This is a genomic window from Haemophilus haemolyticus, from assembly GCF_001679045.1.
GTDB lineage: Bacteria > Pseudomonadota > Gammaproteobacteria > Enterobacterales > Pasteurellaceae > Haemophilus > Haemophilus haemolyticus.
In genome coordinates this window covers 78798-104143 of sequence record NZ_LYCK01000015.1, presented here as the reverse complement: position 1 = coordinate 104143, position 25346 = coordinate 78798, and the positions used below count along the sequence as shown (strand labels likewise).

The following is a 25346-nucleotide window of genomic DNA, read 5'->3' as shown; positions in this document are numbered from 1 at the left end:
TTTTCTAACAATAGACAGGAACGAATTAACATTTTTTTGAATGAAAAATGGTGAATTAATACACTTTTTAAAACTAAATATGTTTTTCAGACGGTCTTTTATGTTCTAAAGTGCTGTCAATTGGCAAAACACCTGAAAATCTAACCGCACTTTTTTATTTCTTATTTTGTAATTCAAAGCCAGATTTTCTAGCCTCCTTTCAAAATCGCCCTCAATCTATCAAGTTGGTTTTGTGTTTTTTCTTGTTTTTGCTCGGTGGTGAGTTTTGGTTTATCACGTTCCCATAACACATCGTCATTGGGTAATTCAGCTAAAAATCGGCTCGGTTCAGGACGAACTAATTCACCATATTGACGGCGCTCACGGCATAAGGAAAAAGTAAGTTCTTTTTGCGCTCTTGTGATACCCACATAAGCCAAGCGACGCTCTTCTTCCACGTTATCTTCATCAATACTTGTTTGGTGGGGCAAAATGCCCTCTTCCATACCAATCAAATAAACATAAGGAAATTCCAATCCTTTAGATGCGTGTAATGTCATCAGTTGAACTTGATCGCTCTCGTCATCGTCTTCGCCTCGCTCTAACATATCCCGTAATGTCAGGCGGGTTACCACTTGATTAAGGTTCATCGGTTCATTGGTTTCATCTCCTTTTAACATATCCGCAACCCAATCAAATAGCGTGGCGACATTCTTACTTTGCATTTCTGCCGCTTTAGGGCTTGTCGCGTATTCGTACAAATATTCTTCATAATGAATCGCGGATAACATTGAACGTACCGCTCGTTCTGGTTCAGAACGTTGAATTTCATCATTAAGTTCTACAATCCAACGGCCAAATTTTTGCAATGAATCATAGGCTTTGGGCGTGATGCGTTGAATAAGTTCAAACTCAAAAATAGCATTAAACAAACTGATGTGTTTTTCTTGAGCCAACTCTCCAAGTTTTTGTAAGGTTGAGGTGCCAATTTCACGCTTCGGTGTATTTACAATACGCAGAAATGCTGCGTCATCATCTTGATTCACCACCAAGCGCAAATACGCCATCATATCTTTGATTTCTGCTCGGGAGAAAAAAGAAGTACCGCCCGAAATTTTGTAAGGAATACGGTTTTGCATCAGTACTTTCTCGAGTAATCGGGATTGATGATTACCTCGATACAAAATCGCATAATCTTTATATTTGGTTTTCCGGCTAAAACGATGGGCGATTAGCTCGGCGACAATCCGCTCGGCTTCGTGTTCTTCATTTTTTGCTTCGATAACAAGCAATTTCTCCCCTTCACCAATGGTTGAAAAGAGTTTCTTATCAAACACGTGCTCATTGTTATCAATCAAAATATTGGCGCAATGCAAAATCCGCTGGGTTGAACGGTAATTTTGCTCTAGTTTAATCACGTTCAAACGAGGGAAATCATCGCGTAAACGCACCATATTTTCTGGTCGTGCGCCACGCCATGAATAAATAGACTGGTCATCATCGCCCACCACAGTGAAACAAGCACGATCACCCACTAAAAGTTTAATCAGTTCATATTGACTGGTGTTGGTGTCTTGATATTCATCCACCAACAAATAACAAATTTTTGCCTGCCATTTTGACCGCACTTCTTCATTTTGCTTGAACAACAATGTCGGCAACATAATTAAATCATCAAAATCAAGGGCATTGTAGGCTCGAATTTGTGTGGCGTAACGCTCATAACATTTTGCGAAAGTTTGATATTTAGCATCATGCGCCAATGCAAATGCCTGTTTTGGTGAAATCAAATCGTTCTTCCAGTTAGAAATCACTGAAATTAACTCACGCAATAAATCCTTATCTTCTTTTAACATATCAGCGGTTAGCTCTTTTAACAACGCAAATTGATCATGTTCATCAAACAAGGTCATATTTGATTTAAAACCCAACGCTTTATATTCACGCTTAATAATGTCAAAACCGAGCGTATGAAAAGTAGATACAAGCAAGCCTTTAGATTGTGCTTTGCCAATGGAATGTGCCACACGCTCTTTCATCTCGCGTGCGGCTTTGTTAGTAAAAGTCACTGCGGCAATTTGTTTCGGAGAATAACCGCACTTTCCAATTAAATGGGCAATTTTATTAATGATTACGCGAGTTTTGCCTGAGCCAGCACCAGCAAGTACAAGGCAAGGGCCTGTCACATATTCAACGGCTTGTTGTTGTTGAGGATTGAGTTTCATAAGAATTATTGGGCCCACGCATAGGGCAGTAATACGGTGTCTAATAAAAATGAGAGAGGCAAATCTAAGATTGGCAATCCCCATTGTTGGGCCATTTCAAGATCATAAGCAGCCCCTGCATAGGCGGTATATTTTTCTGTTGGATCGATAAGTTTGACCACGGAACCACAACCAGATAAAGCGATAAGTGCGGTCAAAAAAATAAAGGTTTTTATCATCGTGCTTTTAACGCATTCAACACTGGCACAGGAACTAGCTCAGCGACATCACCGCCATGCAAATAAATTTCACGCACAATGGTGGAAGAAACAAACGCCCATTTTTCTGCGGGTGGGAAAAACAAACTATCTACGCCTTTTGTGAGTAAACGATTAAGGGCAGCTAATTGAAGTTCATATTCAAAATCTGTTGTCGTGCGTACGCCGCGAATAATAGCGGAAATATTGTGCTGCTTAATCACATTGGCCAACAAATCAGAGAAGCCAAAAACCTCCACATTGGATAAATGTGCAACAGATTGACGCACAAGTTCTACTCGTTCATCCAACGAAAATAGCGGTTTCTTGCTTGGGCTATTCGCCACCGCCACTAAAACACGAGGAAAAATTACCGCACTTCTTTCAATAATGTCTAAATGACCGTTCGTAATCGGATCAAAAGTACCGGGATAAATCACGCTCGTCATACATTGCGCTCCAAATAAGGTTTTAATAAATCTAACAAACGCTGTAATGCCCCTCGGTTTTCCATCAGTACTTCATAGCCAGCATTGCCTAAACGTTCGCTCGCCTCTTTTGAATTTAATAAGGCTTCTACCGCGCGTTCCAAGGCATCTGCGGTTGAATTAACTTCCAACACACCTTGCACTTCCACCAACATTCTAAATATCTCAGGGAAATTAAAAGTATGCTTGCCGGTAATCACTGGCATTTTAAACGCAAGAGGTTCTAAAGGATTATGCCCCCCGTGTTTCACAAGGCTTCCACCCACAAAAGCAATATCGGAAACGCCATACATCAACATCAGTTCGCCCATACTGTCTCCCAAAATCACTTGGGTATTTTCATTTGGTACTTCATTTGTGGAACGACGAATAAATTGAAATTTTTCCTTTTTAAGTAAATCAGCCACCATATTAAAACGCTCTGGATGGCGTGGAACGAGCAATAACAATAAATTTGGGTACTTTTCCAATAATTGGCGATGTGCTTGTAAGATAATTTGCTCTTCGCCTTCATGGGTACTCGCAGCAATCCAAATAGGACGATTTTTTACCCAAAGTGCTCGTAAAGCATCAATCTTTTCGCGTAACTCATCCGTGATGGCAAGATCATATTTAATATTGCCCGTCACCTTCAATTTATCTTTGCGATAACCTAAATCCAAATAACGATTGCTACTAATTTTGTCTTGAGGTGCAATTAAATCAATTTGTGAAAACATATTTTGCAAACGCGGTTTAATTTTGCCATAACGGCGCGCTGAACGGGCAGATAAGCGTGCATTTGCCACCACAAAAGGGATGCCACGGCGAGAAAATTGTTGGATTAAATTTGGCCAAAGTTCTGTTTCAATCACAATACAAAGTTTTGGCTGAACAAAGTCGATAAAACGATTAATGGCGTAAGGTATATCGTAAGGCAAATAACAATGGAAAACGCTATCGCCAAAAGCCGCTTTGACACGATCAGACCCCGTAGGGGTAACCGTAGTGAAAGTAATAGGTAAGTGCGGGTAATTTTGTTTGAGTTTCTGCACGAGTGGCGTAGCTGCAATAACCTCGCCCACTGATGCCGCATGAATAACAATACCACCAGTTTTAGGCGGTGTCAGTGAAGCATAAAAACCATAACGCTCACCAAGCCTTTTTCGGTAATTCGGTGCCTTAAATCCGCGTAGCCACATAAAGAGTAGCACCAACGGTTGAATCAGATACATCAAGCTCGTATAAAAAAAACGCCACATAAATGAAATTCGGTTATACTTGAAAAAATTTCGGCTAGTATAGCAAAAAAAGGATTGAAAATATGCCTACAATTAGCGTTGCGATGATTGTAAAAAATGAAGCACAAGACCTCGCCAATTGCTTAGACACCGTAAAAGATTGGGTGGATGAAATTATCATTCTAGATTCCGGTAGCACAGATAACACCAAAGAAATTGCGCTCAGTTATGGAGCGAAATTCTATGAAAATAGCCAGTGGCCGGGCTTTGGTAAACAACGCCAATTAACCCAACAATATGTAACCAGTGATTATGTACTCTGGTTAGATGCAGACGAACGCGTTACACCCAAGCTACAACAGGCTATCTTAAGTGCGGTTAAAAATGCTCGAGAAAATACCGTTTATGAAATTCCACGAGTGAGTGAAGTCTTTGGACGTGAAATTCGCCATTCAGGCTGGTATCCCGATTATGTGGTTCGTCTCTATCGCACAAACTATGCGCAATATAACGATTCACTTGTGCATGAAAAAGTGGAATTTCCTGCTGGCACAAAAGTAGAAAAATTGACAGGTGATTTAGAGCATTTCACTTATAAAAGCATTCATCATTATCTAGTGAAATCCGCAGATTATGCCAAAGCATGGGCAGACCAACGCCAAGCTAAAGGAAAAAAAGCCACACTTTGGCAAGGAATCACGCATGCGCTCGGTTGTTTTGTGAAGATGTATTTGTTAAAAGCGGGTTTTTTAGATGGCAAACAAGGATTTTTATTAGCGGTGTTATCGGCACATTCAACCTTTGTAAAATACGCCGATTTATGGGAGCGCGATCAGCATAAATACTAGCGAGTTTTGCAAGGACAATCATTTAAATGATCGTCCACCAGCCCCATAGACTGCATAAACGCATAGCACGTGGTTTCGCCAACAAAGACGAAACCACGTTTTTTTAAGGCTTTAGAAAGAGCTCTAGATATTTCCGGTTTAGCCGGCACATATCGCAAATCAGGCACATCATTGACGATCGGTTTATGATTTACAAATGACCAAACAAAATCACTGAAATTTTCACCGCACTTTTCCATCTCCAAATAAGCTTTCGCATTTTTGACAATGGCCTCTAACTTGGCTCGATGGCGAATTAATCCTGCATTTTTCATACAAGCATCAATATCAAGTGCGGTCATTTTTGCGATTTTTTTCGGATCAAATTGATGAAAAGCCTCACGGTAAGATTCACGTTTTTTCAAAACCGTAATCCACGAAAGCCCCGCTTGCTGCCCTTCCAAACAAATTTTTTCAAATAGCTTTTGGCTGTCGAATTCAGGCTTTCCCCATTCCTTGTCATGATAATCAATATAAATAGGTTGTTCGCCAACCCAAGGGCATCTGGTTATTTGTTGCATATTAAAACTTGACAAAATAAAATGTTTTGATATATTCCGAGCCAAGTGGATCGAGGGTGCTTGGTCGGCGTCATAGCTTCAGTGAGTTTCATTGAGGCTTTTCGCTTTTTAGGACTAAGGAAAATGTTTAAGCCCTTTTTGATCAAAATTTTCCCCCAGTATTTTTCTTCCACCTTCACAATAAAATTTCTTTTTAAGAATCTCAAAGGCTCGATTTGGCTGGTTACTATCTAAAATATATCTTCCGATAGGTCTTGCTACCAAATCAGCCACCTGTAGTCCTACAGAATTAATCTGCTTTGGCACAATCTTTACTTGAAAAGGCAAAGGCTTTTTGAATTTATTTTGTCCGTCACAAATACGTAAAAATTCCAGCTCTAACTCTCTATCCTCATTACGTCCACGGCTTTCCACGGCAACAAAAGTGATTTTATCTTCTTGATGCTTTTCACAAACAAATTCGTATAGGGTTTCTAAGCAATGTTTGAGTGAAAAATGATAAGGGTGTGTTGTTTCATTTTGTGGCATTTTTCGCTTATCAATCGCACAGGCAGCAAGAATAAAATTAGTATTTTCAATAATAGATGAAATACGTTCCATAAAACCTTCACGCTGTTCACGAGAAGTAAAAATATTAAAATCGCCTTTTTCTTTACGGATTTCATGCTCATGCAATATCACCATATCATGACCAAAATAATCAAATTTTAGCTTCTGTATCTGTGGAACAATATTATTTCTATAATGATTTTTATAAAAAATACAGAATGCAAGCACAAACACAGGGTAGTTTTTGTCGATTGACTGTAAACTATGGTCTCCACTTTCATCGACATACACCATAAAGTCGCTGTATTTACTTTTCATTGTCAATTACCTTATTTTAATTGCTCATAAACCGCGACAAAATCTGGCATCACCCCACGCCACAAATGGAATGAATGAGCCGCTTGCGCGACCAACATACCAAAACCATCGCTGACATTGGTTAAACCTAAACTTTTGCATAATGCGATAAATGGCGTGTCTGCGCCTTTCGCATATTGCATATCATAAAAAGCTGAACCCAATTTTAAAGTTTCAGCATCAACTGGAGCCGTTCCACCACTTAATCCAGCGGAAGTTGCATTAATCACTACATCATAAGTTTGTAGTGGAATCGAATCCATAGAGACAGCTTGAATATTACCGTAAGGCTGAAATCTTTCAGATAATTCTTTTGCTTTCGAAAAAGTGCGGTTGGCAAGGACAATATTTTGTTGAGCTTGTAAAAGTGGCAATAATACGCCTTTTGTTGCTCCGCCCGCCCCCAAGATTAATACGCGCTGATTTGGACGAAGCCAATTTAAACGAGCTAAATCCGTCACTAAGCCAATCCCATCAGTGTTATCCGCATAAAGTTTTCCATCATCAAGTTTTTTGAGAGTATTACAGGCTTCCGCCAATTTTGCTCGTTGGCTATATTCGTCTGCCAGCTGATAAGCTCGTTCTTTAAAAGGCGAAGTAATATTGCAACCTTTCGCACCATCCTCGAAAAATGCCAAAAGCTGTTGTTCAAAAGCATCAAGATCGCCTAATTTGGCGATGTACTCTATGGTTTGATGCGTTTGCGCAGCTAACTGACTTTGAATTAATGGCGATTTACTTTGCTCAATCGGATTGCCCCACACAGCATAAAGATCCATAAATTATCCCTGTCTAAAAAGTTGATTTGTACGCAAGTCTCGAATTTCGGATGGATTATGCGCCCCGCCTACCATTTCATCCAATACAGGAAAATCTGCACCGAATTGTGACCGCACTTCATCGGCGGTGCGACAAGGTGGCTCACCAGTCAGATTGGCGCTGGTCGAAGTTAATGCAAAACCCGTGAGTTCACATAAGGCTTTTACGGAAGGGTGATCGCACAAACGTACCGCGATGCTATCAAATTTTCCTGTGAGAAAATGCGGGGTTGTTGATTTTGCGGGAACAATCCAAGTAGTTGGGCGTTCATATTTACCTTGCAGGCGAGAAAGCTGCTCATCATTAATCTGCTCAAAATCAACAAAAGGACGGAAAAAATCCAAGCTAGGTGCCACTAAAATCAATCCTTTTTCCACTGGACGTTGCTTTAAATCGAGTAATTTTTTTACCGCACTTTCACTTTGCGGATTACAGCCCAAGCCAAATACAGCTTCAGTGGGATACGCAACCACTTGATTTTGTCGAAGGGCCTCGGCAATTTGTTCTCTATTCATTTCACTCTTTTACTTTTATTGCTCAAAAATATGACGACAAGTTTTATTTGCACACTGAAAAATTTGTTTTTCCCCATCTTCACTTTTTAATAAAGAAAGTGGGAAATGGCACGTTGGGCAAGACACGGCATAAGGCTTAGCAGGCAAAGAAAATTTACATTTAGGGAAATTATCACAGCCGTAAAAAATTTTTCCTTGACGACCCCGACGAGAAATCAAATGCCCCGTTTTACATTCAGGACACGTAATTTTTTCCTCAGATTCAGATTCTTCCCGCACCACAAAATCGCATTCAGGATAATGGCTACAACCAATAAACATCCCAAAACTGCCTTGTTTCAACTGCAATAAATTACCGCACTTCGGGCAAATTTCATCAAGTGTTTTTAATACTTTATGTTCCGCCCGTTGCAAAGGACGCAAATAATCACATTCAGGATAAGCTGAGCAACCTAAAAACAGTCCTTTTTTGCCTTGTTTAATTTGCAAAGGCGCACCACATTGAGGGCAATACTCCTGTTGTTTGCTATGATGAAAAAGGCTTTGATTCATAATCTGTCCTTATGCTTGAAGCATTTCTTCCAATTCTTCCTGAGCAGTCATCCATTCCATTTCTACATCATCCAATGCTTTCTTCACATCCACTTGTTGTGTCAAAAGTGCGGTCAATTTTTCTTTATTTTCGGCATTATATAATTCAGCATCTGCCAGGTGATTTTCTATGCTCGTAAGCTCAGAAGAAAATTTATTCATTTTTTCTTCTAATTGCATGATTTTTTTACGTAATGGCGCAGTTTGTTGGCGTAACTCTGCTTCACGGCGTTTTTGTTCCTTACGATTTTGAACCGAATTTTCATTATCGCCAACTTTTTCTGAGACTTTATTTTCAGGCGTGCTGTTTTGTTCACTCAGCCATTTTTGATAGTCTTCTAAATCGCCTTTGAATTCTTCCACTTTTTTATCGTGAACTAAATAAAATTCTTCTACGGTATTGCGTAATAAATGACGATCATGAGACACCACCACCAAAGAACCTTCGTAATCCACCAGCGCTTCGGTTAATGCTTGACGCATATCCAAATCCAAATGGTTAGTCGGCTCATCAAGTAGTAACAAATTCGGGCGTTGCCAAACAATCAAAGCCAACACTAAACGAGCTTTTTCACCACCAGAAAAAGATTTCACTGCTTGATTTACTTTATCGCCGTGGAACGCAAAACTGCCCAAATAATCTCGAACCTGTTGCTCTGTTTGCTCGGGAGCGAGTTTTTGCATATGCCACAGGGCAGATTCGTCTGCGCGCAAAGTATCTAATTGATGCTGGGCAAAATAGCCAAGTTGAACACCTTTTGCCAACTGCACTATGCCTGAAAGTGCGGTCAGTTCTCCCGCTAAAAGTTTAATCAAAGTTGATTTTCCCGCACCATTTTTACCGAGTAAACCAATGCTCGAACCTGGCACCAAATTCAGTTTAATTTTACCTAAAATTTCTACCGCACTTTCTCCACTACCATAGCCCGCACTCGCCTGCTCAATCATTACTAACGGATTCGGCAAAGATTGTGGCGGACGAAATTCAAAGGTAAAAGGATTATCCACGTAAGCAGGTGCGATCAGTTCCATGCGCTCTAAGGCTTTCATACGGCTTTGCGCCTGTTTAGATTTGGTCGCTTTAGCTTTAAAACGATCAATATATTTTTGTAAATGGGAAATCTTTTGTTGTTGCTGACGATACATGGCTGTTTGTTGTGCCAGCTTGGTTGCCCGTTGCACTTCAAAGGAAGAATAATCGCCCGTGTATTCGTTGAGCTTTTGATTTTCGATATGAAGGATTTTTGTCACAATCGGATCGAGAAAATCACGGTCGTGAGAAATTAATACCAAGGTGCCTTGATATTGCACTAGCCAACGTTCCAACCAAATAACCGCATCCAAATCCAAATGGTTGGTCGGTTCATCCAGTAATAATAAATCCGATGGACAAAGCAGAGCTTGCGCCAAATTCAAACGCATCCGCCAACCACCCGAAAAGGCTTTCACTGGCTGAGTTATTTCTTCTTGGCTAAATCCTAAACCATGCAATAAAGAAGCAGCACGAGATTGAATTGTCCACGCATCCAACATTTCTAATTGCCCATGAATACGCGCAATAGCGTTACCGTCATTGCGTTCATTTGCATGATCAAGCTCTTGTTGCAAACGGCAATATTCACGATCCCCTTGAATTACATAATCAATAGCAGAAATATCCAATGCGGGCGTTTCTTGATTCACCCAAGATACCCGCCAATTTGATGGGTAATTTACCTCTCCGCCCTCTGGCGTTAATTCTTTTTTTAATAAGGCAAAAAGCGAAGATTTTCCACAACCATTCTTCCCCACCAAGCCGACTTTTTGCTTGGGATTAATCGTAGCAGAAGCATTTTCGAGCAGTTCCGTTTGCCCTCGTTTTAAGGACAGATTACTAAATACAATCATTGTTTAAATACATCTTAATTTACATCTATTTGGTTACATTCTACTCAAAATATAAAAAAAAACACAAGCAAGATCACAAAACAGATAATTCTATCGATATTTTAATTTAAAAAAAATATATAATCTCGAACCAATTATACATGTAACCTAACATTATCATCCTGGGGGATATTTTGAAAAAACGTACTGCTTTGACTACTGCAAAAAGTTCAGTAGCCTTATTACTCTTTACATTGCCTTTATCTTCTAACCTTGCCTATTCTGCCCCATCCACAACGGGTGAAGGGAATATTGTCACCGGAGATCATGGCGTTGCAACTGGCTATAACAATGCTGTAACCGCTAAATATGGTTTAGCACAAGGTAATGATTCTGTTGCAACTGGTGGCAATATTTCTCGTGAAGAATTTAAGGCTATTCTTGAAAAAGAAAAGCAAACGTTTGCCGATAAGGGTATGGCGAACGATGATCTTTCCAAAATAAATATAAAAATTGAAGCTAACAATAAAACTGAAACAGAACTAAGCAAAAAAATCAAAAAATTAGAAGAGTTAATCTCAAAGCATAATAATGATAAAACAAACAAAATAGATTCACTAAATAAAGATTTAAATAACAAAAATAAAGAATTAGATGATTTAAAAAAAGAGTTTGATGAAGCCCAAAACAAACTAGGTTCCATCTTGACATCAATCAATTCAGGCGACAAGTTGGTCTGGATAACTTTTAGAGAACAAATTAAAAAACTTGATTTCACTAAACTTACAGATTCTTCAGAGGGAACAACTGGACGTCAAAAACTAGCAGAAGATTTAAAAAAAGAAGTTGAAAAGGCTTACCCTAATTACTCTGAAACGCTTAAAAAATGGGGTATAGATAAATATGAAGGCGTTATTAATGGATATATAAATGCTGGGACATTATTTGATGCTAACAAAACAAAGATACAAAAAATTATTGAATCTAGAAATCAAAAATATTTACTTAACTTTGGTACAGCAAGGGATCTAGGTATATACGCTAATCCCGATGTGGGAATTGTTCCAGATTTACTAGAAAAAGTAAATTCGGTAGTTCCTACCACTCTCCCAAAAGAAGAAACAATACCAAATAAAATGACAAACAGTTTCTTTTCATCTGACAAACAAAAACGTTATGTACAATATTCTACTTTACTAAAAATAATAGATGAGGAGAATATAGTAAGCGACTTAAATAAAAGTTATAACCTAAAAAAATCAGATAATAATTTTGATAAACCTAATAATGTGGCAAACCTAGTATTTTATCTTCCACCATTAAAAAATAATCAAGATAATAAGGATCAAGTAAATCACAGTGATTTTTTGTTAACTGACCATGTATATGGTGCCTATAATTATAATATCGGTGCTAGTGGATACGAGGTTGAGGATAAAGATAAAGAGCAAGATAAAGATTCTATCTTCGAGCATACGGGTGAAGGAAATATACGTACACCCCATAAGGTTGAAGATACAACCAAACCTTTATTCTATTATTATAAAACGTCAAAATTTTTCGATGATATCTTCAATAGCGGAGAAGGCGCTGCCATTAAAGAGGAGCAGGCAGAGAGATTAAATAAATGGGTAAATAGATTTTACAATCACTTCTATAACCTAATCGATCGCAATGCACCTGAGGATAAGTGGCTTTTTGATAAAGATGATTTTCTTAAACAACTTGACGTTGTTGAAGGGTTTGCAAAAAAAATATCAGATTTTCTTGATGCTCGAAATAAAGAAATCAAATCCCCAACTACAGAAAATTCTAAAAAAAGAGAACTTCTTGCTCGTGAAATAGCTAAAGAGATACACAAGCGTGAAAATTATTACGAAAATATTGAATTTAAATTTAAAGAATCCACTAAAGATTTATGGAATAAATATGCTAAAAAAACAGCAACAGAATTAACTGACTGGGCTAAAAAGTTAAAACTTTATGGTCCTTATAATGAAGTCGTTGAAGGGGTAACAAAAGAATATGAAGACGCCCAAAAAGCCTCAGATGAAGCTAAAATAAAATTTGAGAAGAAAAAACAAGAAATAGCTGATCTCACAGATAAAATTAAAGAATTAGAATCGTCTGATTCAAATAATTCAGAGGAGTTAAGACAAACACAAGAAGAACTTACAGAAAAACAAGCAGAAAAAGAAAAGCTTGAAAAAGAGCGAGCAGAAAAAGAAAAAGAATTAAAAAAATTGGAGGAAAAACTCACTAGTCTCTTAGGTAAGACTGGTGAAAACTCAATTGCTGCAGGGAAAGAATCCTTTGCGAGTGGTACAAACTCAATTGCTATCGGCACCAAAAATGAGGTGACGGGTAATAATTCTGTAGCGATTGGTGCGGAGAATAAAGTTGCATCACATAATGTGATGGTATTAGGCAATAATGTCACTGTTGATGCAGGGTTTGATGGTGCTGTAGTATTAGGTAACGAATCTGCGCCAAGTAAGCCAATGCCAGTAGAAAGCATCACTATTCAAGGCACAACTTATAAATTTGCTGGTACAAATCCAACATCAACTGTCAGCGTAGGTGCAGAAGGTAAAGAGCGTCAAATTACGCACGTTGCAGCAGGTCGTATTACCAGTACATCAACGGATGCGATTAACGGCTCTCAACTTTATTCTGTTGTCGAGGCTATTAATCAAAAAGTTACCCAACATAATAAAATGCTGAAAGCTGGGATTGCTGGTTCTGCTGCAATAGCTGGATTACCACAAGTGCGAGGTAATGGTAAATCGATGGTCTCTGCGGGCGCAGGAAACTTCAAAGGACAAAATGCTATCGCAGTGGGATATAGCCGCTCAAGTGACAACGGTAAAGTGTTATTCCGTTTAAGCGGAAGCACAAATACACAAGGCGATGTGGTGAGCTCCGTTGGCGTAGGCTACGAATGGTAAGCTAAGAAACAACAAGTGCGGTGAAATTTCACCGCACTTTTTTTATCAAATCAACTTTATTTAAAACACCTTAATAAGCCGTATCAATTGGTAATTCTGCTCGACACCAGCCATCAAATCCACCAATAATACTAAACACATTTTCATAGCCTTGCTCCACTAGAAAGGTCGCTACATTTTTACTGCTCACGCCATGATAGCAACTCACAATGATAGGGGAATCAAAATCTACTAACTCTTCAAATTGCAAAAAACTTTGATTCGTTAAATGAAAAGCACCTTTAGGATGTGAATTGGTAAAGCGGACATCATCGCGAATATCGGCTAACACCGCCCCTTGCTGAACCATTTCCCACGCTTGTTGTGGCGTAATTTCTTTAAATGACATTTATAAACTTCCTTTTGCGTGCTGTTTGTACACACCATCAATCACAACAAGAATCATAGCGAGCACTAAACAAATAAAAAGCGGGTAACTTTCGGCGTCAATTTGTTCACCGATAAAAAACGATACGAAAATCATCATAATGGTTTCCACATAGCCAAGTAGTCCAAGTAAATTCATTGGTAACATGTTGCTGGCAATCACATAAGCTATCAATGCCGTGCCACTAATTAATCCAAGCAACACAAGCAGCCCCCAAATATTAGGATTACTTTGTTCGACCACAGCGAAATCTGTTTGTAACGCAAAATAAATGCTAATTGGGATTAGACTCAACATCTCTAAACAAAAAGAGGCGAGATCACTATTTTTTAATGCTTTTCGAACGGAAAAATAGGTGGTATAACCGACACAAATCACAATAGCTTCCCAAGAAAGCCCACCTTTTAGCACGATATTAGAAATCACACCCAATGCGGCAATCACGACTGCAATAAATTTGAACGTTGAAATGCGTTCTTTAAAAATTAAGTGACCAGCTGCCACCATCACAATTGGCAAAAGCAAATAACCAAAAGACACGCTCAACGAACTGCCATTATTCGGCGCCCAAAGAAAAAGCCACATTTGAAAACCCATCAATAAGCCGCAAAAAAGATAGGGCAATGCCAAGTGCGGTTGTTTTTTGATGAGTTTTAAGCGATGAATCAACGCATTTTTCTGCTTAAACATAAACACGGAAAGGACAACAAAGGGAAACGTAAAAATCATCCGATAACCGAAAATATCCGTGCCACTCAAAGGTTTCAACAACGTAGAAAAATAATACATATAACCAAATAGAAATGAGGCAAGTAATGAAACGAGAACACCTTTAAACATAAGAAATCCTTATTCTAAACAGCTAATCATTCTATTCTAACATCGCCCAAAATGCACGGATTAAGGGCTGTTCGAGATTCCTTTTTTGGGTACAAATAACCAATTCAAAAGGTTCAATAGGCTTATCGAGATTAAGTCTGGAAATTTGATTATTCATTGGGCTATTGTCAATCACCGCATCAGGCAACATCGCTAATCCGAACCCCAATCCCACCATGGGAACAATCCCTTCATGCCCCGCAACGGTAGCATAAATTTTCGGATGTTTAATATGTTTCTCCCGTAGCCATTGTTCAATCCGTTGCCGAGCATGCCCTTCAACAGGGAAAATAAAAGGCATTTGCTGCCAATTAATGGGTTTTTCTTGCAGTAATTGTGTCGCCAAACAAGCCACGCGCGGAGCAATTAAAGACAAACTGATATCATCAATTTTATGGAATGCCACACTGGATGGCAGATTATTCGGCTTACCCGCAATAGCGAGGTCGACTTGTTGCGTTTGAATTAACTCTAATGCAAGCGCCGGATCACCCGTCGTCAGCTGAATTTCCACTTTAGGATAACGCTGGCGAAATTGTTTGAGTACCTGCGGAAGATGACTATAAGATGCGGTTACAGAGCAAAAAAGTTTAATTTCACCGCAAAGTTCATCTGATTCATCCTTGAGCTGTTGTTTAAATTGTTGCCAGCTTTGCCATTCTGTTTTAGCAAATTGCAAAAATTTCTCACCATATTCAGTAAGTTTGACTTGACGATTGTCACGGATAAAAAGTGTCTTCCCTAACTCGTCTTCCAACCGTTGAATTTGACGGGAAAGCGTAGAGGGGGACATGTGGTTTTGGGTGGCGGTTTTGGCGAAGTTTTTTGTGTCACTAAGGTGGATGAATATTTGTAGGTCGGTAAATTCCATAACTTTTTTATCTATAGTAAAAATTAATTTCTTCGTTTTTTTGTACTGCCAAATCTCCCCTACCCCTCTTTGCTAAAGAGGGGAATTATTTAATCAATTACTAGAAACTGGCTCATTTATATTTTTATATCATAATTACTTATCTACATATTTCATTTGGATTACCGTAAAAATCAAACAAAGAATCAAGTTTTTAATCTAAAGGGAACTTTAGTCAATTGATGATAACTGATTCCGTTATATTATTTATCACCGTCATTAGCATATTTAATGTTAATTACTGTAAAGATAAAACGCTGATCTTTGTGTTCTGTAAAGAACAATCCCCTCTTTAGCAAAGAGGGGTAGGGGAGATTTGGCAGTACAAAAAACGAAGAAACTCATTAATAAAAGCTCCAATTATTGCACAAATCGCAACATTACATTCCCATAATATCACTTTACGCAATAACAAAAAATCCTATAATCAAACCACAACAAAAAAATATGCAAACACAACATCATACAATTATTCACCTTACACAATTAAGGACAACAAAATGGCTAACTATTTCAACACATTAAATTTACGTCAAAAATTAGACCAATTAGGTCGTTGTCGTTTTATGGATCGCGAGGAATTTGCAGATGAAGCAAACTTCTTAAAAGGCAAAAAAATCGTTATCGTGGGCTGTGGTGCACAAGGTTTAAACCAAGGTTTGAATATGCGTGATTCTGGCTTAGATATTAGCTATGCCTTGCGCCCTGAAGCGATTGCAGAAAAACGTGCATCATTCCAACGCGCAACTGAAAATGGTTTTAAAGTAGGTACTTATGAAGAATTAATTCCAACTGCAGATTTAGTCGTAAACTTAACACCAGACAAACAACACTCTAAAGTCGTTGCTGATGTGATGCCTTTAATGAAAAAAGACTCTGCATTTGGTTATTCACACGGTTTCAACATTGTTGAAGTTGGCGAAGAAATTCGTAAAGACATTACGGTTGTGATGGTTGCGCCAAAATGTCCTGGTACTGAAGTACGTGAAGAATACAAACGTGGTTTCGGTGTGCCAACATTAATCGCGGTTCACCCTGAAAATGACCCGAAAGGCGAAGGCATGGCGATTGCAAAAGCATGGGCTGCTGCAACAGGCGGTCATAAAGCGGGTGTTTTAGAGTCTTCATTCGTTGCAGAAGTAAAATCTGACTTAATGGGTGAGCAAACTATCCTTTGCGGTATGTTACAAGCAGGTTCTATCGTGTGTTATGACAAATTAGTGGCAGATGGTAAAGATCCAGCATACGCAGGTAAATTAATCCAATACGGTTGGGAAACGATTACCGAAGCATTAAAACAAGGTGGTATCACATTAATGATGGATCGCCTATCAAACAGTGCAAAATTACGTGCATTTGAACTAGCTGAACAAATCAAAGAAAGCCTTGGTTTCTTATATTACAAACACATGGATGACATCATCAGCGGTCACTTCTCTGCAACAATGATGGCTGACTGGGCAAATGGTGATAAAGACTTATTCGCATGGCGTGAAGCAACAGGTAAAACCGCCTTTGAAAATGCACCAAAATATGATGGCAAAATTAGCGAACAAGAATACTTTGATAACGGCGTATTAATGATCGCAATGGTGAAAGCTGGCGTAGAATTAGCTTTTGAAGCAATGGTTTCAAGCGGTATTTATGAAGAATCAGCTTACTACGAATCACTTCACGAATTACCATTAATTGCGAACACCATCGCACGTAAACGCTTATACGAAATGAACGTGGTAATTTCTGATACTGCAGAATATGGTAACTACTTATTCTCTAACGTAGCGACCCCAATTCTTGCAAAAGAAATTATCCCTAACCTTCAAAAAGGTGACTTGGGCGAGCCAACTCCAGCAGTGGAAATCGATAACATCACCTTGCGCGATGTAAACGATGCAATTCGTAACCACCCTGTTGAATTAATCGGTCAAGAATTACGTGGCTATATGACGGATATGAAACGTATCGCAGTTGCGGGTTAATACTGAATTAAGCAAAATTAAAAACCGACTTTGTGAATGCAAAGTCGGTTTTTTTATTTTTAATCAATTTTTAAACCAAAAGTGCGGTAAAATTTTTCCGTATTTTTGTTTGTTCCAACTAAATATTCAAAATCTTATAAATTTCAGAATCTTTACGATCTAGATAATGGATGGATTGGATTTTACGAATTGTGCGAGATTTTCCACGAATTAAAATTGTTTCAGTGCTGGCTAAATTGCCCTTTCTAGAGATACCTTTAAGCAAATCGCCATTTGTGATACCTGTTGCGGTAAATACAAGGTTGTCATCACGCACAAGATCTTCAAGTTTTAACACTTCATTGATTTTTACGCCTAATGCTTCACAACGCTGAATTTCATCGGCAGCAATTTTTTTATTTTCTTCCGTATCACCTTTTACTTCGTTACGAGGAAGCAAACGAGCTTGCATATCGCCACCTAATGCACGAATTGCCGCTGCAGCAGCCACACCTTCTGGTGCGCCACCGATTCCGTAAAGAAGATCGACTTCGGCATCAGGTAAACAGCACAATACGGAACCTGCCACATCACCATCAGGGATCGCCATCACTCTCACGCCCAAGTTATGCATTTGTTTAATTACCGCATCATGGCGTGGTTTTGCTAATACCATTACGGTGAGATCAGAAAGGGATTTTCCTAGCTTAGATGCGACACGGCGAAGATTTTGTTCTAGTGGTAAAGTTAAATCAATCATGCCTTTAACATCGGGACCAACCACCAATTTTTCCATATACATATCTGGTGCTTTTAAAAAGGTATTTCTGCCGCCAGCAGCCAAGACAGAAATAGCATTAGACTGACCCATAGCAGTCATACGCGTGCCATCAATAGGATCAACAGCGATAGAGACCAATTCTCCCATGCCAGAACCGACTTTTTCACCAATATAAAGCATCGGCGCTTCATCAATTTCCCCTTCACCAATCACGATTTCAGCATCCATATGAATTAAGTTCAGCATATAACGCATGGCTTTCACTGCTGCATCGTCAGCTGCATTTTTATCCCCTCGACCCAGCCACATATGAGCCGCTAACGCAGCTGCCTCAGTCACTCGTGAAAATTCAATAGCCAATGCACGATTCATCATTATTCTCCTTCTGCTTACTTTTCTAGATCATGGCAAAATGACGTTATTTTATCACTGCGTAATCGTTTGCATAATAATTTTTTCTACAACGCTTTAAAAAGGCAAATTTACTGGGTAAAATACTCTCAAACTTACCCATATTTAAAAGGAAATCATTATGTCTTTAGAAATTTTAAACCAGCTTGAAGAAAAAATTAAACAGGCGGTAGAAACTATCCAATTACTTCAATTAGAAGTTGAAGAATTAAAAGAGAAAAACGCAGAATCTCACAGAAATATCGAAAGTTTACAAACTGAAAATGAACAACTGAAAAACGAACACCGCAACTGGCAAGAACATATCCGTTCATTGCTTGGCAAATTCGATAACGTTTAATCATAATAAAAGGCTTAGAAAATCTAAGCCTTTTTATTTTCATCATTTCAAAAATATTTTTTACTTTTCCCTATGTTAGGGAATAAAAATAAATACAGGATAATCAAATGCACATTTGCATTCTCTCTGGCAGCACTTTAGGTGGTGCAGAATATATTGCCGAACATTTAAACGATGTTTTAGAAACTCAAGGTTTTTCCGCCGCTCTTTTTCACGGACCAAGTTTATCCGACATCGAAAATGAAAAAATTTGGCTTGTTGTGACTTCAACTCATGGTGCAGGTGAGTTGCCAGATAATTTAAAACCTCTATTTGATGAATTAGCTAAAAATCAAAGCGATTTTTCAGATGTTCGCTTTGCGGTCGTTGGATTAGGTAATTCTGATTATGATACTTTTTGCTATGCTGCGGATAAAGTGGAACAAGCGCTTGAAGAAAAAAGTGCGGTAAAAATTTGCGAGACTTTAAAAATTGACGTGCTAAACGTGGATGATCAAGAAGGCTATGCCGAAGTATGGTTACCGAATTTTGTTGAGGGATTAAAATGATCGCCTTAATCCAGCGTGTCACCCAAGCAAAAGTTGATGTAAACGGTGAAACAATCGGGAAAATTGGCAAAGGTTTACTGGTTTTGCTTGGTGTAGAAAAAGCAGATAATCAAGAGAAAGCGGATAAACTTGCTGAAAAAGTGCTTAATTATCGAATTTTCAGTGATGAAAATGACAAAATGAACTTAAATGTTCAACAAGCAAAAGGGGAATTACTTATTGTTTCACAATTTACATTAGCGGCAGATACACAAAAAGGTTTGCGTCCAAGCTTTTCAAAAGGTGCGCCCCCAGCATTGGCTAATGAATTATATGAATACTTTATTCAAAAGTGCGGTGAGAAATTACCTGTTTCAACTGGGCAATTTGCAGCGGATATGCAAGTGAGCTTAACAAACGATGGCCCTGTTACATTTTGGTTGAATGTATAAATATAACGGTTGATTTAGTAATAAGATTCTTAAGACTTTTAGAAAATTAAGAACGCTAAATAGCTTAACTAATGGAATATCTGCGTTAAACGTACATATTCCATTAGTCAACGTCAACTAACAACATAGTACCTAACAACAAGGTTGGTGAGCAAAAAGGCGAACTGAAGCCCTCCATTGCTCCCTCGTCCATAAATGGACGTTTCCTCTCACCAATGGCCACTTTAATAACAAAGGTGAATTATCACCCACTGCCATTATCACTGATTAGGGACAATCGGGAATGTCAGACAACAGCCCGCCAAACCCAATAGGCAAAGTGCACAGCGCAATGCCAAATGGCACAAACATCCATTCTTGCGCCTAAATCTTTTCATTTATAGTCTGTGTTATCAGCTACAAACTCACTGTACAAGAATATGGTATGCCTTTTCATAGGTTAAAACTGTGATCTAGATCACAAAAATAAAAATGCAGTGAAATTCTTTTAAAAATTTCACCGCACTTTTAAGAATAAACAATTATTGTCGGATTAAAAGGGCAACGGCTTCACAAGCAATTCCTTCTTGTCTTCCTGTAAAGCCTAGTTTTTCAGTAGTCGTTGCTTTCACATTGACTTGCTCAATATCGCATTGTAGGTCTTCAGCTATTTTGGCACGCATGGCATCAATATGTGGACGCATTTTAGGTGCTTGTGCAATGATAGTGACATCGACATTACCAATTTTATATCCCTTTTCTTGCACTTGACGAAATGCTTCACGCAATAGCCCACGACTATCAGCATTTTTATATTGCATATCGGTATCAGGGAAAAGCTTTCCAATATCACCTAGAGCCGCGGCGCCCAAGATTGCATCGGTTAAGGCATGTAATGCCACATCACCATCAGAGTGCGCAATAAACCCGGTATGATAAGGCACGTCTACGCCACCAATAATTAATGGGCGATTTTCACCAAACGCATGAACATCAAAACCGTGTCCAATTCTGATCATAATTTATTCCTTGTTAAATAAAATTCTGCTAAAGCTAAATCTTCTGGACGAGTCACTTTTAAATTATCGCTACGCCCAGCCACCAAGTGCGGTCGAAATCCTGCGAGTTCCATTGCCGATGCCTCATCCGTTATATTCGCACCTTGTTGAATCCCTGTGGAAAGCGCATTTCTTAATATATCTACTGGGAAAAACTGTGGTGTCATCGCTTGCCAAAGTTGACGACGATCTTCTGTTTTCACAATGCATTGCCGATTATCCGCCCGTTTAATCGTATCCGTCGCTGGAATTGCCAAAATAGCACCATGTTCATCTTCAATGGCTAGCAATTTATCAATGTCGGTGTGTTGTAAAAAAGGACGAGCAGCATCATGAACAAGCACCCACGCATTTTTTTCCTCAATTGCGTTTAAACCATTTAATACGGATTCAGCTCGTGTTGCGCCACCTTCTACTAACTGAATTTTAGGGGCGAGTGATAGCTTATCAATATAAGGATCATCTTTGCTCACCGACAAAATAATCTTAGATACGGCAGGATGAGAAAGCATAACATCAAGTGTGTGTTCGAGCAGTGTTTTGCCAAGTAGCGTTAAATATTGTTTCGGTTTATCTGCTTGCATTCGAGAGCCCACACCAGCTGCTGGCAATACCGCAATAATTGAACGAGCCATTATTTATTCTCTTTCACAATGTGATAAAACACTTCGTTTTCTTTTACCATGCCATGCTGCATTCGCGCACGTTCTTCAATGGCCTCAAAGCCTTTAGTTAGACCTTGAATCTCCGCATTAATACGCTGGTTGCGCTGAGACAGTTTTTCATTTTCCGCTTGGTTTTCTACAATCTTTGCGGCAGTGTCGCGGTAATCGAAGAAACCATTACGGCCAAACCATAAGTCATATTGAAACAAAGCTAATACGGCAAAAAGAATGAGAATAAGAAGTCGCATAAAAATGTTGGTGATGAATAAAATTGCGGTTAGTTTACCGTGAAAAGGGGGGAAAGGCGATAGGATAAAAAAAGAAAGTGCGGTAAGTTTTACATCTAAATCTCGCGTTAAAAATGTGACGAACATCACAAATTTAATAGAATTACCAAGAAAACGCCCCAAAAAATAAAAAGGCTTGCTATACTCTCCCCGTTTTTACTAACCCTAAAGTTAAAAGGAATATAACATGAAAACAACTTTAAAAATGACCACACTTGCAGCACTTTCTGCTCTTGTTTTATCTGGCTGTGGCGTACACAAAATGAAGTCAGAAGAACACGCAAATATGCAATTACAACAACAAGCTGTTCTTGGCTTAAACTGGATGCAAGATTCCGGTGAATATAAAGCATTAGCTTATCAAGCATACAATGCGGCAAAAGTAGCATTTGATCACGCAAAAGTAGCAAAAGGTAAGAAAAAAGCGGTTGTGGTTGATTTAGATGAAACCATGTTAGATAACAGCCCTTATGCTGGCTGGCAAGTTCAAAATAACAAACCATTTGATGGTAAAGATTGGACTCGTTGGGTAGACGCGCGTCAATCTCGTGCAGTTCCAGGGGCGGTAGAATTTAACAATTACGTAAACAGCCACAAAGGTAAAATGTTCTACGTAACAAACCGCAAAGATAGCTCTGAAAAAGCAGGCACTATTGATGATATGAAACGCTTAGGTTTCAATGGCGTGGAAGAATCTGCATTTTATTTGAAAAAAGACAAATCAGCTAAAGCAGCTCGTTTTGCAGAAATTGAAAAACAAGGCTATGAAATCGTACTTTATGTAGGCGATAACTTAGATGACTTCGGCGATACCGTATATGGCAAATTAAACGCAGACCGCCGTGCATTCGTTGATCAAAACCAAGGCAAATTTGGTAAAACTTTCATCATGTTACCTAACGCAAACTACGGTGGCTGGGAAGGCGGCTTAGCTGATGGATATTTCAAAAAAGATACACAAGGCAAAATCAAAGCTCGTTTAGATGCGGTACAAGCTTGGGATGGTAAATAATTTTCCATTAAAAAATCGATTTAAATATCGATTCTAAAAATTTAGTTTGGGGGCTAAGCTCAGTTTTTACTGGCTTAGCCTTTTTAGTTTTTTAGATTAACTCAAGTAATCATCATTACTACAGCTTGAAGTTTTGCTATGATGTTGCAAATCGTTCAAAGTAGAAATCAAATTCAATGAAGAAAAATTTTTCGGCAGGAAAATTGCCGTCTAAAGGAAAAAGTGCAGTTAATTTTCACCGCACTTTTAAGCCTAAATCAAAACCTAAAACGCTGTCGTTGGATGAAACCAAGGTTATGTTATTCAATAAACCTTTTGATGTACTCACGCAATTTACCGACGAACAAGGGCGTGCTACCTTAAAAGATTTTATCTCAATTCCAAATGTTTATGCAGCAGGTCGATTAGATAGGGACAGTGAAGGATTACTGATTTTAACCAATAATGGTGAATTACAACATCGTTTGGCCGATCCCAAATTTAAAACAGAAAAAACCTATTGGGTGCAAGTGGAAAGCATCCCTGAAGAAAGCGATTTAGTACAACTCAGAAAAGGTGTAGAACTCAAAGATGGCATGACTAAACCCGCTAAAGTGCGGTTAATTTCAGAGCCAAATTTATGGCAACGCAATCCACCTATCCGAGAACGGAAAAATATTCCCACAAGCTGGTTAGAAATTAAGATTAGTGAAGGACGTAACCGTCAAGTGCGAAGAATGACTGCGCATATTGGTTTCCCCACCTTACGATTGGTGAGAGTAAGTATGGGCTCATTATCTATTAATGGATTAGCAAATGGCTCATTTAGATTATTATCATTGGATGAAATAAAAGCGTTATTTCAGACCGTTAAATTATAAAAATAGGGCAAGTATTTAGCTTGCCCTAAATTTTTCGCTCACAAACATTGAGCAGAAAGATGATTAATAAAAAACTAAACTGCTTTCAAACTCTTTCAGAAGATTACTTTCTGCTCGCAATTCATTCCAAATTAACGGGTTACGGTCTAAGTATCCGCTTTCAAAATTCAATGTCCAATCATTCAAAGTGCGGTGCATTTCAAGGGTGAAATTTTTTGCTGTTTCTGTTGCTTGACGGGATTTATTGAGAATAACTGCAAGACGAAGCAATCGCATTAAAGCCATCACATCTTGCTCGCTATAACGTGCAAATTTAAAAAATTCAGCAGGTTTAATTGTGCCAATATGCCAACGCACTAACGCGGTAAGCAAACGTTGCTGTTCACGATCAAACCCTGGTAGTTCCATATTTTGTAAAATATACGCCGAATGTTTTTGTAAACCTTTGTGATTAATCACAATGCCTACTTCATGCAAGCGCGCTGCCCAAAGCAGGATTTCGCGCATTTCTTCAATAAATTCTGTCGATTGCCAATCTTTATATTGTGCACTGAGTAAATTAGCACTATCGGCAACGCGGTGAGCTTGGGCTTGGTCAATATTAAATTGTTCGCTTAACCCCCAAGCTGTGCGCGCTCGAATATCTGCTACTTGGAAATTTTTCTCTAGGCTATAAATGACGCCTTCGCGCAATGCTCCGTCAGAATAGCGCATTTGTTGAATATGAAAAACTTCAAACACCGCACTTAAAATTGCTAAACCGGGTACAAAAACATCCACACGGTCTTGGTTTAACCCATTAATATTTAGCTCGGTAAAATGTTTAGCTTGTAGCGTTTGCTCAATTAAAGCATTTAATCGCTCGGCTGTAATGGTTCCATTTGGATCAAGATTAGTCGCAATGACTTGCGCTACAGTTTTAATCGTACCTGATGAGCCGAGCACAGATTGCCAACCTAATTTGCGATATTCAAATCCTAAATCTTCGATTTTATTGACCGCACTTTGGCTCGCTCGTTGAAAGTTTTCTGGAGAAATGACACCATCGGTAAAAAATTGAGTCGCAAAACTTACACACCCCATGTGACGGCTTTCAGCCACAAGCGGCGTGAAATCATCACCGATAATCATTTCTGTCGAGCCACCACCAATATCCACAACGAGCTTACGACCTTTTTCTGGTTGCGTATGGCATACGCCTGCGTAGATGGTTTTAGCTTCCGTTTGCCCACTAATAATATTAATGGGATAGGGGAAAACTTTGGCTGCTTGACGTAAAAATTCGTCATTATTCACCGCTCTTCGTAACGTATAAGTGCCAACTACATTGACATTTTCAATAGGAAATCCTTGTAAACGTTCGGCAAATAAGGCTAAGCAATTTACACCACGCGTAATGGCCTCTTGATTAAGCACCGCATTTTCATCTAAGCCTTCCGCGAGTTTAACTTTTTGTTTTAAGCGAGAAAGTACTTGGATTGAGCCGTTCACAATGCGTGCCACAATCATGTGGAAGCTGTTTGACCCGAGATCAATCGCCGCAATTTCACGTACATCGCTGCGGTGCTGGGGTTCTAAAATAGGGTGATTCATAAAATT

Annotated in this window: 26 protein-coding genes; 8 read left to right on the top strand and 18 right to left on the bottom strand. The window is 38.8% G+C overall.

The window, feature by feature from the left end; translation table 11 throughout:
• Positions 1–188: 188 nt before the first annotated feature.
• The 4 genes from rep to waaA are packed head-to-tail and all read right to left on the bottom strand — an operon-like array spanning position 189 to position 4169.
• Positions 189–2204, bottom strand: a complete 2016-nt coding sequence (rep, locus tag A8M50_RS08770) for a DNA helicase Rep (RefSeq protein ID WP_005644181.1) — start codon at positions 2202–2204, stop codon at positions 189–191.
• A 5-nt stretch (positions 2205–2209) separates the two neighbouring features.
• Positions 2210–2422 (bottom strand): YceK/YidQ family lipoprotein, encoded by a 213-nt coding sequence (locus A8M50_RS08765; protein ID WP_005644190.1) that lies wholly within the window; start codon positions 2420–2422, stop codon positions 2210–2212.
• Complete coding sequence (gene coaD / locus A8M50_RS08760) at positions 2419–2889, bottom strand: pantetheine-phosphate adenylyltransferase (protein ID WP_005644057.1); 471 nt, start codon at positions 2887–2889, stop codon at positions 2419–2421. Before coaD ends, A8M50_RS08765 begins: the two co-directional genes overlap by 4 nt.
• Complete coding sequence (waaA, locus tag A8M50_RS08755; protein ID WP_032826457.1) at positions 2886–4169, bottom strand: lipid IV(A) 3-deoxy-D-manno-octulosonic acid transferase; 1284 nt, start codon at positions 4167–4169, stop codon at positions 2886–2888. Before waaA ends, coaD begins: the two co-directional genes overlap by 4 nt.
• Before the next feature lie 62 nt (positions 4170–4231).
• Between waaA and A8M50_RS08750 the strand changes: the two genes are divergently transcribed.
• Entirely contained in the window at positions 4232–4996 is a 765-nt protein-coding gene (locus tag A8M50_RS08750) for a glycosyltransferase family 2 protein (protein WP_005644036.1), read from the top strand.
• Here the strand turns inward: A8M50_RS08750 and A8M50_RS08745 are convergent.
• The 6 genes from A8M50_RS08745 to A8M50_RS08720 all read right to left on the bottom strand — a co-directional run bounded on the left by A8M50_RS08745 (position 4993) and on the right by A8M50_RS08720 (position 10274).
• Positions 4993–5556, bottom strand: a complete 564-nt coding sequence (locus A8M50_RS08745) for a DNA-3-methyladenine glycosylase I (protein ID WP_005644124.1) — start codon at positions 5554–5556, stop codon at positions 4993–4995. The two genes, A8M50_RS08750 and A8M50_RS08745, sit on opposite strands and share 4 nt — an antisense overlap.
• Positions 5557–5670: 114 nt before the next feature.
• Positions 5671–6423 carry a DUF3800 domain-containing protein gene (locus A8M50_RS08740; protein WP_005644144.1) on the bottom strand — a complete coding sequence of 251 codons (753 nt, stop codon included), beginning with the start codon at positions 6421–6423 and terminating at the stop codon, positions 5671–5673.
• 11 nt (positions 6424–6434) lie between these two features.
• Complete coding sequence (gene aroE, locus A8M50_RS08735) at positions 6435–7241, bottom strand: shikimate dehydrogenase (RefSeq protein WP_005644140.1); 807 nt, start codon at positions 7239–7241, stop codon at positions 6435–6437.
• Positions 7242–7244: 3 nt separating this feature from the next.
• Positions 7245–7796: an L-threonylcarbamoyladenylate synthase type 1 TsaC gene (tsaC, locus tag A8M50_RS08730; RefSeq protein WP_005644101.1), complete on the bottom strand. Its 552-nt coding sequence runs from the start codon at positions 7794–7796 to the stop codon at positions 7245–7247.
• 15 nt (positions 7797–7811) lie between these two features.
• The gene (locus A8M50_RS08725; protein WP_005644128.1) at positions 7812–8348 is read right to left on the bottom strand and encodes a DNA topoisomerase family protein; all 537 of its coding nucleotides are present in this window, start codon (positions 8346–8348) and stop codon (positions 7812–7814) included.
• Between the two features lie 9 nt (positions 8349–8357).
• Positions 8358–10274, bottom strand: coding sequence for an ABC transporter ATP-binding protein (locus A8M50_RS08720; protein ID WP_005644034.1), 1917 nt, complete (start codon positions 10272–10274; stop codon positions 8358–8360).
• Between the two features lie 173 nt (positions 10275–10447).
• Here A8M50_RS08720 and A8M50_RS08715 point away from each other — a divergent pair, with 173 nt between their 5' ends.
• Positions 10448–13201, top strand: a complete 2754-nt coding sequence (locus A8M50_RS08715) for a YadA-like family protein (RefSeq protein ID WP_005644239.1) — start codon at positions 10448–10450, stop codon at positions 13199–13201.
• A gap of 70 nt (positions 13202–13271) precedes the next feature.
• On the opposite strand, the gene glpE is transcribed toward A8M50_RS08715, so the two are convergent.
• From glpE to ilvY, 3 genes are read right to left on the bottom strand one after another with little or no spacing between them, the layout of a single operon-like run.
• Positions 13272–13589 (bottom strand): thiosulfate sulfurtransferase GlpE, encoded by a 318-nt coding sequence (gene glpE / locus A8M50_RS08710; protein WP_005644184.1) that lies wholly within the window; start codon positions 13587–13589, stop codon positions 13272–13274.
• A complete protein-coding gene (rarD, locus tag A8M50_RS08705; RefSeq protein ID WP_005644103.1) occupies positions 13590–14468 on the bottom strand; it encodes an EamA family transporter RarD in 879 nt (292 codons plus the stop codon). It abuts the gene before it with no gap.
• A gap of 31 nt (positions 14469–14499) precedes the next feature.
• Positions 14500–15378 carry an HTH-type transcriptional activator IlvY gene (ilvY, locus tag A8M50_RS08700; RefSeq protein ID WP_032826458.1) on the bottom strand — a complete coding sequence of 293 codons (879 nt, stop codon included), beginning with the start codon at positions 15376–15378 and terminating at the stop codon, positions 14500–14502.
• 539 nt (positions 15379–15917) lie between these two features.
• Here ilvY and ilvC point away from each other — a divergent pair.
• Positions 15918–17396, top strand: coding sequence for a ketol-acid reductoisomerase (gene ilvC / locus A8M50_RS08695; RefSeq protein ID WP_005644201.1), 1479 nt, complete (start codon positions 15918–15920; stop codon positions 17394–17396).
• 118 nt (positions 17397–17514) lie between these two features.
• Here ilvC and glpX read toward each other — a convergent pair whose 3' ends face one another.
• A complete protein-coding gene (gene glpX, locus A8M50_RS08690; protein ID WP_032826460.1) occupies positions 17515–18528 on the bottom strand; it encodes a class II fructose-bisphosphatase in 1014 nt (337 codons plus the stop codon).
• 160 nt (positions 18529–18688) lie between these two features.
• Between glpX and A8M50_RS08685 the strand changes: the two genes are divergently transcribed.
• The 3 genes from A8M50_RS08685 to dtd all read left to right on the top strand — a co-directional run bounded on the left by A8M50_RS08685 (position 18689) and on the right by dtd (position 19886).
• Positions 18689–18907, top strand: coding sequence for a cell division protein ZapB (locus A8M50_RS08685; protein ID WP_005629924.1), 219 nt, complete (start codon positions 18689–18691; stop codon positions 18905–18907).
• 107 nt (positions 18908–19014) lie between these two features.
• The gene (gene mioC, locus A8M50_RS08680) at positions 19015–19455 is read left to right on the top strand and encodes an FMN-binding protein MioC (RefSeq protein WP_005644138.1); all 441 of its coding nucleotides are present in this window, start codon (positions 19015–19017) and stop codon (positions 19453–19455) included.
• Entirely contained in the window at positions 19452–19886 is a 435-nt protein-coding gene (dtd, locus tag A8M50_RS08675; RefSeq protein WP_005644120.1) for a D-aminoacyl-tRNA deacylase, read from the top strand. Before mioC ends, dtd begins: the two co-directional genes overlap by 4 nt.
• A 521-nt stretch (positions 19887–20407) precedes the next feature.
• On the opposite strand, the gene ispF is transcribed toward dtd, so the two are convergent.
• From ispF to ftsB, 3 genes are read right to left on the bottom strand one after another with little or no spacing between them, the layout of a single operon-like run.
• Positions 20408–20884: a 2-C-methyl-D-erythritol 2,4-cyclodiphosphate synthase gene (ispF, locus tag A8M50_RS08670; protein ID WP_005644069.1), complete on the bottom strand. Its 477-nt coding sequence runs from the start codon at positions 20882–20884 to the stop codon at positions 20408–20410.
• Positions 20881–21558 (bottom strand): 2-C-methyl-D-erythritol 4-phosphate cytidylyltransferase, encoded by a 678-nt coding sequence (gene ispD, locus A8M50_RS08665; protein ID WP_005644206.1) that lies wholly within the window; start codon positions 21556–21558, stop codon positions 20881–20883. Before ispD ends, ispF begins: the two co-directional genes overlap by 4 nt.
• Positions 21558–21836: a cell division protein FtsB gene (ftsB, locus tag A8M50_RS08660; RefSeq protein ID WP_005627159.1), complete on the bottom strand. Its 279-nt coding sequence runs from the start codon at positions 21834–21836 to the stop codon at positions 21558–21560. The genes ispD and ftsB overlap by 1 nt, the downstream gene beginning before the upstream one ends.
• Positions 21837–22062: 226 nt before the next feature.
• On the opposite strand from ftsB, the gene hel reads away from it, so the two are divergent.
• Both hel and A8M50_RS08650 read left to right on the top strand, forming a co-directional pair.
• A complete protein-coding gene (gene hel, locus A8M50_RS08655) occupies positions 22063–22887 on the top strand; it encodes a lipoprotein e(P4) (RefSeq protein ID WP_005644142.1) in 825 nt (274 codons plus the stop codon).
• A 176-nt stretch (positions 22888–23063) separates the two neighbouring features.
• The gene (locus tag A8M50_RS08650) at positions 23064–23747 is read left to right on the top strand and encodes an rRNA large subunit pseudouridine synthase E (RefSeq protein ID WP_005644063.1); all 684 of its coding nucleotides are present in this window, start codon (positions 23064–23066) and stop codon (positions 23745–23747) included.
• A gap of 63 nt (positions 23748–23810) precedes the next feature.
• Here the strand turns inward: A8M50_RS08650 and ppx are convergent, their stop codons facing one another.
• Positions 23811–25340, bottom strand: coding sequence for an exopolyphosphatase (ppx, locus tag A8M50_RS08645; RefSeq protein WP_005644099.1), 1530 nt, complete (start codon positions 25338–25340; stop codon positions 23811–23813).
• Positions 25341–25346: the final 6 nt, after the last annotated feature.

Coding starts and splice junctions, on each gene's coding strand:
- rep (WP_005644181.1), bottom strand. CDS start 2,204: ATGAAACTCAATCCTCAACAACAACAAGCCGTTGAATATGTGACAGGC.
- A8M50_RS08765 (WP_005644190.1), bottom strand. CDS start 2,422: ATGATAAAAACCTTTATTTTTTTGACCGCACTTATCGCTTTATCTGGT.
- coaD (WP_005644057.1), bottom strand. CDS start 2,889: ATGACGAGCGTGATTTATCCCGGTACTTTTGATCCGATTACGAACGGT.
- waaA (WP_032826457.1), bottom strand. CDS start 4,169: ATGTGGCGTTTTTTTTATACGAGCTTGATGTATCTGATTCAACCGTTG.
- A8M50_RS08750 (WP_005644036.1), top strand. CDS start 4,232: ATGCCTACAATTAGCGTTGCGATGATTGTAAAAAATGAAGCACAAGAC.
- A8M50_RS08745 (WP_005644124.1), bottom strand. CDS start 5,556: ATGCAACAAATAACCAGATGCCCTTGGGTTGGCGAACAACCTATTTAT.
- A8M50_RS08740 (WP_005644144.1), bottom strand. CDS start 6,423: ATGAAAAGTAAATACAGCGACTTTATGGTGTATGTCGATGAAAGTGGA.
- aroE (WP_005644140.1), bottom strand. CDS start 7,241: ATGGATCTTTATGCTGTGTGGGGCAATCCGATTGAGCAAAGTAAATCG.
- tsaC (WP_005644101.1), bottom strand. CDS start 7,796: ATGAATAGAGAACAAATTGCCGAGGCCCTTCGACAAAATCAAGTGGTT.
- A8M50_RS08725 (WP_005644128.1), bottom strand. CDS start 8,348: ATGAATCAAAGCCTTTTTCATCATAGCAAACAACAGGAGTATTGCCCT.
- A8M50_RS08720 (WP_005644034.1), bottom strand. CDS start 10,274: ATGATTGTATTTAGTAATCTGTCCTTAAAACGAGGGCAAACGGAACTG.
- glpE (WP_005644184.1), bottom strand. CDS start 13,589: ATGTCATTTAAAGAAATTACGCCACAACAAGCGTGGGAAATGGTTCAG.
- rarD (WP_005644103.1), bottom strand. CDS start 14,468: ATGTTTAAAGGTGTTCTCGTTTCATTACTTGCCTCATTTCTATTTGGT.
- ilvY (WP_032826458.1), bottom strand. CDS start 15,378: ATGGAATTTACCGACCTACAAATATTCATCCACCTTAGTGACACAAAA.
- ilvC (WP_005644201.1), top strand. CDS start 15,918: ATGGCTAACTATTTCAACACATTAAATTTACGTCAAAAATTAGACCAA.
- glpX (WP_032826460.1), bottom strand. CDS start 18,528: ATGAATCGTGCATTGGCTATTGAATTTTCACGAGTGACTGAGGCAGCT.
- A8M50_RS08685 (WP_005629924.1), top strand. CDS start 18,689: ATGTCTTTAGAAATTTTAAACCAGCTTGAAGAAAAAATTAAACAGGCG.
- mioC (WP_005644138.1), top strand. CDS start 19,015: ATGCACATTTGCATTCTCTCTGGCAGCACTTTAGGTGGTGCAGAATAT.
- dtd (WP_005644120.1), top strand. CDS start 19,452: ATGATCGCCTTAATCCAGCGTGTCACCCAAGCAAAAGTTGATGTAAAC.
- ispF (WP_005644069.1), bottom strand. CDS start 20,884: ATGATCAGAATTGGACACGGTTTTGATGTTCATGCGTTTGGTGAAAAT.
- ispD (WP_005644206.1), bottom strand. CDS start 21,558: ATGGCTCGTTCAATTATTGCGGTATTGCCAGCAGCTGGTGTGGGCTCT.
- ftsB (WP_005627159.1), bottom strand. CDS start 21,836: ATGCGACTTCTTATTCTCATTCTTTTTGCCGTATTAGCTTTGTTTCAA.
- hel (WP_005644142.1), top strand. CDS start 22,063: ATGAAAACAACTTTAAAAATGACCACACTTGCAGCACTTTCTGCTCTT.
- A8M50_RS08650 (WP_005644063.1), top strand. CDS start 23,064: ATGAAGAAAAATTTTTCGGCAGGAAAATTGCCGTCTAAAGGAAAAAGT.
- ppx (WP_005644099.1), bottom strand. CDS start 25,340: ATGAATCACCCTATTTTAGAACCCCAGCACCGCAGCGATGTACGTGAA.